This is a genomic window from Bacteroides sp. AM10-21B (assembly GCF_003472565.1).
Classification (GTDB): Bacteria; Bacteroidota; Bacteroidia; order Bacteroidales; family Bacteroidaceae; genus Bacteroides; species Bacteroides propionicigenes.
In genome coordinates, this window is sequence record NZ_QRME01000009.1 from 110,578 (window position 1) to 122,790 (window position 12,213).

At 46.9% G+C, this 12,213-nt stretch carries 10 protein-coding genes; all 10 read right to left on the reverse strand.

Features of this window, described 5'->3' with window-relative positions; translation table 11 throughout:
* Positions 1-106: 106 nt before the first annotated feature.
* The 10 genes from thrS to DW121_RS13130 all read right to left on the reverse strand — a co-directional run bounded on the left by thrS (position 107) and on the right by DW121_RS13130 (position 12,213).
* Positions 107-2,047, reverse strand: a complete 1,941-nt coding sequence (thrS, locus tag DW121_RS13085; protein ID WP_118324013.1) for a threonine--tRNA ligase — start codon at positions 2,045-2,047, stop codon at positions 107-109.
* Positions 2,048-2,126: 79 nt separating this feature from the next.
* Positions 2,127-4,172, reverse strand: coding sequence for a tetratricopeptide repeat protein (locus DW121_RS13090; RefSeq protein WP_118324014.1), 2,046 nt, complete (start codon positions 4,170-4,172; stop codon positions 2,127-2,129).
* Between the two features lie 117 nt (positions 4,173-4,289).
* Positions 4,290-4,844 carry a peptide deformylase gene (def, locus tag DW121_RS13095; RefSeq protein ID WP_118324015.1) on the reverse strand — a complete coding sequence of 185 codons (555 nt, stop codon included), beginning with the start codon at positions 4,842-4,844 and terminating at the stop codon, positions 4,290-4,292.
* Positions 4,845-4,888: 44 nt separating this feature from the next.
* The gene (gene ruvX, locus DW121_RS13100) at positions 4,889-5,314 is read right to left on the reverse strand and encodes a Holliday junction resolvase RuvX (RefSeq protein ID WP_117712599.1); all 426 of its coding nucleotides are present in this window, start codon (positions 5,312-5,314) and stop codon (positions 4,889-4,891) included.
* A 172-nt stretch (positions 5,315-5,486) separates the two neighbouring features.
* Positions 5,487-6,452 carry a PCMD domain-containing protein gene (locus tag DW121_RS13105; protein WP_118324016.1) on the reverse strand — a complete coding sequence of 322 codons (966 nt, stop codon included), beginning with the start codon at positions 6,450-6,452 and terminating at the stop codon, positions 5,487-5,489.
* 22 nt (positions 6,453-6,474) lie between these two features.
* Positions 6,475-7,581 (reverse strand): sulfotransferase family protein, encoded by a 1,107-nt coding sequence (locus DW121_RS13110; protein ID WP_117712603.1) that lies wholly within the window; start codon positions 7,579-7,581, stop codon positions 6,475-6,477.
* A gap of 51 nt (positions 7,582-7,632) precedes the next feature.
* Positions 7,633-9,093, reverse strand: a complete 1,461-nt coding sequence (cysN, locus tag DW121_RS13115) for a sulfate adenylyltransferase subunit CysN (protein ID WP_117712605.1) — start codon at positions 9,091-9,093, stop codon at positions 7,633-7,635.
* A 32-nt stretch (positions 9,094-9,125) separates the two neighbouring features.
* Complete coding sequence (cysD, locus tag DW121_RS13120; protein WP_117712606.1) at positions 9,126-10,037, reverse strand: sulfate adenylyltransferase subunit CysD; 912 nt, start codon at positions 10,035-10,037, stop codon at positions 9,126-9,128.
* Between the two features lie 6 nt (positions 10,038-10,043).
* Positions 10,044-10,652 carry an adenylyl-sulfate kinase gene (gene cysC, locus DW121_RS13125; protein ID WP_118324017.1) on the reverse strand — a complete coding sequence of 203 codons (609 nt, stop codon included), beginning with the start codon at positions 10,650-10,652 and terminating at the stop codon, positions 10,044-10,046.
* A gap of 7 nt (positions 10,653-10,659) precedes the next feature.
* Complete coding sequence (locus DW121_RS13130) at positions 10,660-12,213, reverse strand: SLC13 family permease (RefSeq protein ID WP_117712610.1); 1,554 nt, start codon at positions 12,211-12,213, stop codon at positions 10,660-10,662.

Here is a 12,213-nt window from a genome sequence, read left to right on the forward strand (position 1 = left end):
CTTCCAGTTTGTTTCTTGTTTATTACTACCAAATTATTTTTTTGTTAAGTAAAAGCTGTCTTTAGAACATCGTATGTATGCTATGCTTTTACAATTGGGCGCAAAGTTACCATTTATTTATCATATTTTGAACTTCTTCGTTCACTTTTTTAGCAAATTCTTCAAATTTCATGGTTCCTTGGTCGCCTTCGCCTTGTTTGCGGACAGAAACTTCTCTGTTTTCAGCCTCTTTTTCGCCTACAACCAGCATATACGGAATACGTTTCATTTCGTTATCGCGAATCTTACGTCCTATTTTTTCGTTACGTTCATCCACAATGGCGCGAACATCGTATCTCTTCAGATAGTCTTTCACTTCCTGAGCGTAGTCATTGAATTTCTCGCTGATAGGCAGGATGGCTACCTGGTCGGGTGTCAGCCACAACGGGAATTTACCGGCGGTATGCTCGATGAGTACGGCAACGAAACGTTCCATAGAACCGAACGGAGCACGGTGAATCATTACCGGACGGTGCTTCTGGTTGTCAGCTCCCGTATATTCCAGCTGAAAGCGTTCGGGCAGGTTATAATCCACTTGGATAGTACCCAACTGCCAACGGCGGCCGATAGCATCTTTCACCATAAAGTCCAGTTTGGGACCGTAGAAAGCGGCTTCACCATATTCCACCTTAGCTTTCAACCCCTTTTCTTCGCAAGCCTCGATAATAGCCTGTTCTGCCTTTTCCCAGTTTTCATCGCTGCCGATATACTTTTCGCGGTTCACCTTGTCGCGCAAGGAGATTTGCGCTTCAAAGTTCTCGAAGTGCATAGACTGGAATACGATTGAGATGATATCCATTACACGCAGAAACTCATCCTTCACCTGGTCGGGACGGCAGAAGATATGCGCATCGTCTTGCGTAAAGCTGCGTACACGAGTCAGTCCGTGAAGCTCGCCGCTCTGTTCGTAACGGCAAACCGTACCGAACTCGGCCAGACGCAAAGGCAGGTCCTTATAAGAACGGGGCGAGTTCTTGTAAATCATACAGTGATGAGGACAGTTCATCGGCTTGAGGAAGTACTCTTCACCTTCTTCCGGTGTATGGATAGGCTGGAATGAGTCCTTACCGTATTTGGCATAGTGCCCGGATGTGATATACAGCAATTTGTTGCCGATGGGCGGACACATTACTTCCTGATAGTCGTAACGAGCCTGAATGCGGCGCAAGAATTCCTGCAGGCGGATACGCAATGCAGCGCCCTTCGGCAACCACATCGGCAGTCCCTTACCTACCGTATCGGAGAACATGAACAAGTCCATTTCCTTACCGATTTTACGGTGGTCGCGTTTCTTGGCCTCTTCCAGCAATACAAGATATTCATCCAGCATTTTCTTCTTCGGGAAAGTGATACCGTAGATGCGGGTCATCATTTTGCGGTCTTCCTGTCCGCGCCAGTATGCGCCGGCAACGGAAGTCAGCTTGATGGCCTTGATAGGTGCGGTAGTCATCAAGTGAGGACCACGGCAGAGGTCGGTAAACGCGCCTTGCGTATAGGTAGTGATGTGACCGTCTTCCAGTTCTGAAATAAGCTCACATTTATAAGTCTCGCCACGGTCGCCGAACATCTTCAAAGCATCTGTCTTTGAGATGTTCTCTCTGACAACAGCTTCTTTCTTGGCAACCAGTTCGGTCATTTTCTTTTCGATAGCGGGCAGGTCGGCTTCCTTGATGGTAGCTTCTCCCGGATCTACATCATAGTAGAAACCATTCTCGATAGCCGGACCGATACCGAACTGAATGCCCGGATACAGTTCTTGCAGAGCTTCCGCCAGCAAGTGGGCACTGGTATGCCAGAAGGCATGCTTACCTTGTTCGTCCTCCCATTTATAGAGAACCACTTCAGCGTCTTCATTGATGGGACGCCCCAAATCATAAATTTCTCCGTTTACGCCACAAGCCAGCACATCCTGTGCCAAGCGTGAGCTAATGCTTTCTGCTATTTGCAGTCCTGTTACTCCCTCGTTGTATTCGCGAACGGAGCCGTCTGGAAATGTTATCTTTATCATAATGTTATGTATAGTTCAATTTTTAGAACGCAAAAATAGCTAATTCTTTATTGATATTCTATTTTTTAGCAAAAAAATGTTATTGCTGCGTATTCGTAAATCGTTTGATGATGTTGTAAGCCGAGACAATACCCAGCTCACCCGCCTTGCTCAAATCCGAAATACCCTGCCTGTTATTACCCAGGAAGATGTGCGTCAGACCGCGATTGAAATAGGCTTCGGCAAAGTCGGGATTCAGTTTGACAGCCTTATCATAATCCGCCAATGCCGCACGATAGTCTTTCAGCATGGACAATACGTTACCGCGGTTATAATAGCCGTACACAAAATCGGGAGCCAATTGGATGACATGGTCCAAGTCATTTTTCACAATGTCGTAATCCATAGCCGTTACTTCCGTCTTCTTCGCTTCCTGCGTACCGGAAATCGCTCCTTCGCTCATGCCCGCTTCCGCTTTCTTGTATTCCAACTGCTTGTAGCGCACCAGAGCACGCATAAAGTATGCGGGGAAGAAGGTATCATCCAGCAGGATACTCTGCGTAAAGTCGTCTATGGAACTTGCAAAGTCCTGCACCAGATAGAAATCCAGCCCGCGCATAAAGCGTTTCTTGGCATTCTTGGCATCCGCCACGATGTCCGATGTGTGAGCATCTATCAATGCAAAGTGGAAACGTACCTGCTCTTCCGTCAGCGGAGACTCCATATTGGTGATGCGCAACGGTTTGGGGAACGCCTTCGAGTGATTCAGTTCATCAATATATTTATGATAATGCACAATTCGCTTCACATCACTCAGCTTTTCATAATAGGTCAGCGCGTACATAGGTTCGAGCTTGATAGTCACGTTGCGGTCTTGCACACGTCCGCGATAGTCGCTCTTGTAACGCTGGTCGGCTTCCGAATCATCTGCAATCACAATCTTGCGGTAGTTCTCCATATTCTTGTCGGACTTCTTACGGGTCTTGCCATTATCCTGTCCGGAATTGCCGCCCGTATTATCCGCCACATCCTTATCGTTGCCGCCGGTTGTCACCCCGTTGCGCTTGTCAAGCTGCATCTTCATGACTTTGAACTCATCCTGTTCAGCCCCCTTGCGGTCGCCAATCTTCTTGCGGGCCTCGGCACGATGATAATAACCCGCCATAAAATTGGGATATTCATCTATCACTTTGGAGTAATCGCTGATAGCGCCGCGGTAATCGCCCGTCTGTGCACGCAGCAAACCGCGGTTGAAGGCCGCCATCATATTGTCCGGTTCCATCTTCAGCACAAAGTCAAAGTCTTCTATCGCACGGTTGTCATCGCCTACCTGTGCACGCAGCAAACCGCGGTTATAGTGTCCGAGAAAGTTGTTGGGGTCTATGTCCAGCGCCAAGTCATAGTCGCTCATCGCACCTCTCAAATTGTTCTGATGGAAGCGTGCCAAAGCGCGGTTAATGTAGTTGCCCGAATTGCGTGCGCTCAGATGTATAGCTTGGTCCAAGTCACTTTCAGCTTTCTTGTAGTCAGATTGCTGGAGACGGACAATGGCACGCGCAGCCCAGCCGTCGGGGTCATAGCGGTCCATATCAATGGCCTTATCAAAGTCCTTCAGAGCCTGTATCGTATCATTCTGTTTGAGATTGACTTCACCACGCATCAGGTACGCACGCGTATAGCGGGGAGCTATGGAAAGCAACTGCCCCAAATCATCTTTGGCAGAGTCGAAGTCCTCCTTCTGCATATGGCAAAGGGAAAGGTTATGCCACAGTACCACATTCTCCGGGTCGTACTTCAAAGCTGTCCTGTAATCCTCTATCGCGCCGTCGAACTTATCTTGGCGGATACGCGCCAAACCTCTTATCTGATACGCGCCTACAACAAAAGGATTGCGCTGGATAGCCAAATCACAATCCGCTTCCGCTCCCTGAAAATCATCCAGGTTGATTTTTGCCAGTGCACGGAAGAAATAAGGCTCATATAGATAAGGCTTCGCATTGATTACCTGATTGAAGTATTGGATGGAAAGCACGTAGTCTTCGAAATACAATGCGTTCCGGGCAATAGTCATCACCCGTTCCGTATTGATTTGCGCATATAACAACGTGGGCAATAACAAAATTGCCAGCAATATCTTTTTAATCATCTTGTCTTATAAATGCTTGTAAACAAAACAAAAGTAGCGTTTATTCATTTACATATCAGGATATACGGAAGACTTTTTATATTTTTTGAGCCTTTTATACCTTATTATATGGTTTGCTTATTTGATGGTTTTCACCTTATAAGTACAGTGCGCCTTACCTTTCAGCATGGCATTCAGCTTTCCCTTTATCATCTGCTTGCGCAGGGGTGAGATATGGTCGATGAACATCTTGCCGTCCAGATGGTCGAACTCGTGCTGCATCACACGTGCCAGATAGCCTTCCACCACCTCGTCGTGTTCCACCAAGTCTTCATCCAGATACTTCACGCGTATTTTATTGCCTCTTTTCACAAATTCGTGGATGCCGGGCAGGCTCAGGCAACCCTCTTCCATTGACACCTCTTCACCCGATACTTCCAGAATATGCGCATTGATATATGCCTTGCGGAAACCCTTGTACTCGGGATAATCTTCCGACAGCACATCCAAGTCCACAACCACCACACGAATCGGCAAACCGATTTGCGGAGCTGCCAGTCCCACGCCGTCGGCATGGTCCATTGTTTCGAACATATTCTGAATCAGTTCTTTCAAGTTCGGATAATCAGGGGTAATATCCTCTGCCACTTTTCTCAATACGGGTTGCCCGTATACATAAACAGGTAAAATCATTTCTTTAATTATGAATTATCAATTATGAATTATTTTCTTATACGTCATAAAGCGGAGAAACGTCTGTTCTCCAAATAAGTTTGCAGGATAATAGTGGCACTGATTTCGTCCACCAGCGCCTTGTTCTGCCTGTCTTTCTTCTTCAGGCCGGCTTCCAGCATGGTGCGGTGCGCCAAAACCGAAGTGAAACGCTCGTCCACGTACTCTATCGGCATATCGGGCAACTTCTTTTGCAGGGAACGCACAAACGGTTCGATCCGTTTCATGTTTTCGGAAGCCTCGTTATTCATCTGCTTCGGCAGTCCCACGAGAATCCGCTCTACGGGTTCTTTTGCCACATAGTCCATGATAAAAGCGAGCAATTCGTGAGTGGGCACGGTGGTAAGTCCGTTGGCAATCATTTGCAACGTGTCGCTGACGGCTATACCCGTACGTTTTTTACCGTAATCAATAGCTATTATTCTACTCATAATGGGCTACAAAATTACGATTTATATTTGAACTCTTTTTCATACGTATCAAAAAAGATTTTGCCTATGGTGAAAATCTCATTTGATGTACATCAAACAAGTTTTACACCATAGGCAAAATTATCAGTAAATTAATTCTTATGACTTACTTAATGCCGGTATAGGAACGAAATCAATATACTAATTTCACATTATCCACATAGAACGAGTTGCCCGGAGAACCGACGTACGCCCCGCCGTGGCTGGACGTAAACTGCAACTGGATATGGGTGGGGATATCATCTTCCGTTCCCCATGCCACCTCTTTGATGGGCACGCTCTCGCCTTTGCTGTTCACGGCATAACGTTCCTGCACTTGCAAACGCATCATATGCGCTTTGTATTCGGGATTGCCCGTTATATCGCCGTACATAATGGAATAGGTGGCATTATTGCGCCAGTCATCCGTCGTAGTGTAGTAGCGCACCACTACCGTACCCACGCGCTTGGCGTAGATATTACCGTCCTTGTCCTCCCAGCGTTTCTGCAAAAAGAGATTCATTTCGGGGAAGTCTTTCCCCTCTACGTCGGTTATCTTGCTGAAACCTGTGGCACGGATACGCTTCTCGCGGTCGGACATCTTCACCTTGTAGTCAAACTGGACGGCAATGGGTTTCTTCGTAAACGGAATACCGGAGTTCAACATCTTCTGCGGGTTCTTCGTTCCTTTGATAGGCTCGTGCACATCGCCGAGGAAGATGGAACCGGCAGCCAGTACCGTTATATCCACTATGCCCAGCACCTTTACGCTCTCCATACGGGTGTCCATACGGGCACAAAAGCCGTCGCCGCGCTTCTCCGGAAATACCGAGGTATTGGTCTTGGTGATGCCCGCCACACGTGCCATTACATTAGAGGTAGCCCAAGGGGAGCCTCCCATATTCTTATAAGCCTTATTCTCGCGAATAGTGGCCGTGGGGCCAATGGCAAATACATTTTTGGTGTCGCCGCCGATAATTCCCGATTCTTTAATCTGGCGGTCAATCCATTGATCCATATTTCCGAAAGGAATCATCTCGACTTTATGCTGCGCCGATACTGCTACGCTACATAGCATTACGGACAGCAAACTCAACACACGAAGTTTTTTACGAATCATTTCTTTATTCTCCTACAATCAATTAAAGTTCATAATTCCACTGTTTCAGTGCAAAGTCCCAGTTATCCTGAACCAGTTGCACCGTACGGTCGTCATATTTATATTTATTCTTCTTATAACCTTTCTTACCGCCCACATACTGTTCGATAGCAGCGCGTGCATCCGCAAAACCGGGTATGGACAGCGCATCGTAGATGTGTTCCGTCATTCCCATTGCATCGGCTTCAAAGTCCTCGAACTTCACTTCAATCAGATTACCTGCCGGGATACTTGCCTTGTCCGCCTCATACTTATGATAAAGTTTGGCGTAGATAGACAAGATATTCTGTTCCAACTCCGCCGGAGTAATATCCTGCAACTTCAACGGCTGGATGGTATTCGTAAAGAAGCTGCGCGTACTTTCAAATACCGTGTAAGGATTACGCATCAGGTAGATGAACTTGGCATTGGGGAACATCTTTACCAATTCTTTCACACGTCCGGTGTGCGGCGGGTTCTTGCTGAGGAACTGCGTGCCATGCGTATTCCATAAGGAAATCTTGATGAGCTTGGTAAACGTTTCCTCAAACACCTTCAACTCCGCCTCGCTTATGTCATCAAACAACAGATACTTGTCGGCATACTCCTGCTGATACTTAGGCAGAAACCAGAAGTTGTAATAAGTATAAGGCATCATGTTTGCCAATGCAAATTCCTCTTCCTGGGGCAAGTCTACAGCCAGCTCCATATTGTCCGTAGGGCGCTTGTCGGGCATCAGCCAACTCATATTCTTCTTGAAGAAAGGCTGTCCCCACATCATCAGATGCGGGAATACGGTCTGATAAGTTGTGTTATAGCCGAAATGCTTGTCACAAGAGAACACATTATGCACGAAAGTTGTTCCGCTACGCCAGTGGCCGAGGATAAATACGGGATCGTGTTCCAGCGGTTTGTCTGCCAACAGTTTCTCGTAGCGTTTGTCCTGCAAGGGAGCCAACGTGGAAAGCAGGCGGCAAACGGCTTTCGTCAATCGGTATTTGCCTTTGTATGCGGCATCTATTTCGCGTCCCTTTGTGATGGAATTGAATGTTTTCCAGTCTGCACCGACAAGCGTATTTATCGGCAGTTTGTTGAATTCTAATAAACCCATTCTTATTCGGTTAAAAGTTCTTTTTTATGTTTTCTTACATCCTGATTCACACTACTTCTTAATTATCACTGCTATTCCCTGACGTTCCAGTTCCTTGGCAGCTTTCTCTATGGCTTCATAGTGTTCGGGGGCAATTCCCAACTTCGGAAGGTCAAGCACGGGAAGTTCCTCGGAAATATGCATATCCTTATCTTCCACACGGTCGATAATCATACCTACGGCGCTGGTATTGTTGGTTATCGGGTCTATCAGGATGAAAGAGCCGGTGGCTTTGTTGGTTTGGTAAGGGTCAAAGAACAGCTCTTTGGCGGTAGTAAGCACTACGCGGGCAATTTGGTTCAACTGCATCGGCAGGGTTTCTTTCGTCAGTTGGCCGTTTTCGAGGGAGAGTTTCTCCATCGTATTGACATCCACTTTATACTTGATGTTGTCAATACGCGTGCGGCTCAAATTGGTAGTTTGCTTGATGAAGAAAGATTTGTTTACGTCCATCGGCTCCTCGTCCATCCATACCACCATAGCCTCAAAATTACGCTCCATCATCGGAAGATTGTCGGGATGCACCAGCATCTCTCCGCGCGAAACGTCAATCTCGTCTTCCAGCGTCAGCGTAACGGACTGCGGCGGGAAAGCGTAATCCAATTCTCCCTCGTAAGTCACGATGCTCTTGATGTGCGACTTCTTTCCGGAAGGCAATGCCATCACCTCATCTCCCTTGCGGATAATACCCGAAGCCACCTTGCCGCAGAAGCCGCGGAAGTCAAGGTTGGGGCGCAGTACATACTGCACCGGGAAGCGGAAATCATTCAAGTTATGGTCATTATCGATGTGTACGGTTTCAAGGAAATCGAGCAAAGAAGTACCGTTGTACCAAGGCGTACGGTCTGATTTCTCCACCACATTGTCGCCGTCAAGCGCAGAAAGCGGAATGCAAGTCACATCGGGAATGCCCAGCGGAGCGATAAACTTCTTGTATTCGCCTACAATCTCATTGAAGCGTTCTTCGGAGAAATCCACCAAGTCCATTTTATTTACGGCAAGCACCACGTGCTTGATACCCAGCAAGGACACAAGGAAAGTATGGCGGCGTGTCTGCGTAATGACACCCATGCGGGCGTCTACCAGAATAATCGCCAAGTTGGCGGTAGAACCGCCGGTAATCATGTTGCGCGTATATTGTTCGTGTCCCGGAGTGTCGGCAATGATAAACTTACGATTATTGGTGGAGAAATAGCGGTATGCCACGTCGATAGTGATACCCTGCTCCCGTTCCGCCTTCAAGCCGTCCAGCAACAAGGCGTAGTCTATGTGGTCACCGGCATTACCCATACGCTTGCTGTCACGCTCCAACGCATCCAACTGGTCTTCGTACAATTTCTTACTATCGAACAACAGACGTCCGATAAGCGTGGACTTTCCGTCATCCACCGAACCGGCAGTAAGGAAACGAAGCAAATCTTTCTGTTCGTCTTTATCAAGGAAAGCCTTTATATCAAGTCTTGAATCATTCATTTCTTAATTCTCAATTTTTAATTCTTAGTTTCTTAGAAATATCCCTCACGCTTCTTCTGCTCCATGCTTGCTTCTTGGTCGAAGTCGATAACGCGGGTAGTACGCTCACTCTTGGTGGTGGTCATCATCTCTTCCACAATCTTTTCGATTGTGTCGGCGCTGCTTTCCACAGCTCCCGTCAGCGGCCAGCAGCCCAACGTACGGAAACGTACCATACGCATCTCAATCTTTTCACGGTATTGTTCCGGCAGGCGTTCATCATCAGCCATAATCAGGTTACCGTCAATCTCCACGCAAGGACGCTCCTTCGCAAAGTACAAGGGTACGATAGGAATATTCTCCAGACGAATATATTGCCAGATATCCAGTTCCGTCCAGTTGCTCAACGGGAACACACGGATACTCTCTCCCTTATGGACACGCGCATTATAGATGTCCCACAATTCAGGACGCTGGTTCTTCGGATCCCATTGATGGAATTTATCGCGGAAAGAGAAAATACGTTCTTTTGCACGCGACTTCTCCTCGTCACGACGGGCGCCGCCGAAAGCCGCATCGAATTTGTACTTATCCAGTGCATGCAACAAAGCTTGCGTTTTCATCAAGTCGGTATGCACCTTACTGCCATGTGTAAAAGGTCCCACACCTGCTTCGAAAGCTTCCATGTTGCTCTCTACAATCAGGTTCCAGCCATACTTCTTGGCATACTCGTCACGGAATTGAATCATTTCCTTGAACTTCCACTTAGAGTCGATATGCATCAACGGGAAAGGGACTTTACCCGGAGCAAAAGCCTTTTCGGCCAGACGTACCATCACCGATGAGTCCTTACCGATACTATACAGCATCACCGGATTCTCAAATTCCGCAGCCACTTCGCGGATAATATGAATAGACTCTGCTTCGAGTTCTTTCAAATGGCTCAGTTTATATTCTTCTTTCATTATATATTATTTCTTCTGAATTCTCGGTAAAATTAATTCCAGTAGCTTATTGACGGATTCTTCCAAACTCAATGCGGATGTGTCCAGTACCAATGCTGGATGAACAGGAGCCTCGAAAGGTGCGGAAATGCCGGTGAAGTTCTTAATCTCTCCACGGCGCGCCTTTGCGTACAAGCCTTTTACATCCCTGCGTTCACACTCCTCAATGGGTGTACTGACGTACACTTCCAGAAAATCATCCTTTCCGATAATATTTGCCGCCATTTCGCGGATGTCATTGCTGGGACTGATAAAAGCCGCAATCGTTACAATGCCCGTATCTACAAACAGTTTGGATACCTCGGCTATACGGCGGATATTCTCTATTCGGTCCGCTTCCGTAAATCCCAAATTATTATTGATGCCGCTACGGATATTGTCGCCATCCAAAATACGACAGAGCAATCCGCGCTTATGCAACTCACGCTCCAGAGCGATAGCTATCGTACTCTTGCCCGAACCGCTCAGCCCGGTAAACCAAATCATCACACTACGCTGCTTCAGGAGTTCTTCCTTGTCCTCGCGTGCCAGCATACGGTCGAAGATTGGATAAATATTGTTGTTATTTTCTATCATAATTCAATCAAAATGGCCAAATTAAGGGAATAAGAAATATAGAAATCAAGAAAGTGATAATATTCAGCGGAAGTCCGATACGAACAAAATCCGTGAACTTATAGTTACCGATACCCTGTACTATCAAGTTGGTCTGATAACCGATAGGCGTCGAGAAACTTGCCGAGGCAGCCATACAGATAACCACAAAGAAAGGCATCGGACTTACTCCCAACTGTGACGAAATGGAAAGCGCCAACGGAAAAGCAAGCGCAGCAGCGGCATTATTCGTTATCAATTCGGTAAAGAGGTTCGTAATAATGAAGACGGCAGCCAGCAACACTTGAGGCCCGTAATGTTCTGTCAGACCAATGATGTACTTAGCCACGGCATCCGCCACACCCGAATTTACCATCGCCTTACTGATAGCAAAAGCACAGGCAATCGTTATCAATATATCCCATGATATATATTTGGTATATTTACGGGCCGGGAAGATTTTTGTCCATGCCATTATAATAGTCGTAACAGACACAAAGAAAAACATATCCAGCTTGATATCCGGAAAAGCTTCCTTCACAGCCGGTAATTCGCCTACCGTAGCTCCGGTAATCATCAGAATCAGTAAAGCAAGTGCAAACCAACGCTTACCCTTGCTCGCAACAGGTTCAGTATCCTTGCCATTGGCAAGCATCACAAAGACGGAAGATTCCCCCCACGTCTGTACAAAAGAGTCGTCCGCCATAACAACCACCGTATCGCCTTCCCGGAAATATTCATTCTCCAAGCCCTGCGCATAACTCTGACCGTTACGCTTTATTTCTATAACCTCTGCACCGTAATGACGTTTAAAGTTGAAGTCCTTCAGTTTCTTGTTGATTCCCGGAAAACGAGCGCCCAATACAGCCTCCACCCTATGCAGGTCACTGTGTTCTTCCGGCTCGTCATCGGGCTTCACAGCATCCTTACGGACATCCGGCAGCAGCTTGGAAGAAAACAGAAACAAATAGATAATACCTGTTATCGCAATAAAAATCCCCACTTTACCAAGTTCAAACATGGTAAATCCTTCATAACCGGCATCCAGTATCATGCCATGCACCACCAAGTTTGTGGAAGTACCAATCAAAGTACAGATACCGCCCAGAATCGTTACATACGAAAGAGGAATCAGGAACTTCGTAGCCGGAAGCTTTACCGACTCCGCCCAACGCTTTATAATCGGAGCGAAAATTACAACAACAGGAGTATTATTCAGAAAAGCGGAGATAAAGGAAATTGTCGGCAACATTCTGAGCTGCGCCTTGAAAACAGTAGTTTTACCTTGTGGGAGGAGCTTCTTGATGAGTTGCCCCAATGCACCGGACTGGCGAATACCTTCACTGACCAAAAACAGCATCGCTACCGTAATCATCCCCTTGTTACTGAATCCTTCCAGCATTTCTTTGGGTGTCAGAATTCCTACGCAAAGGAATAACACCACAACCGAGAAAAGCACCATTCCCGGACGCATCTTGTCCAGAATCAAGGCCATCACCATGCCCAACAGCGCTAAAAGCACAAATATGATTTCAAACGTCAT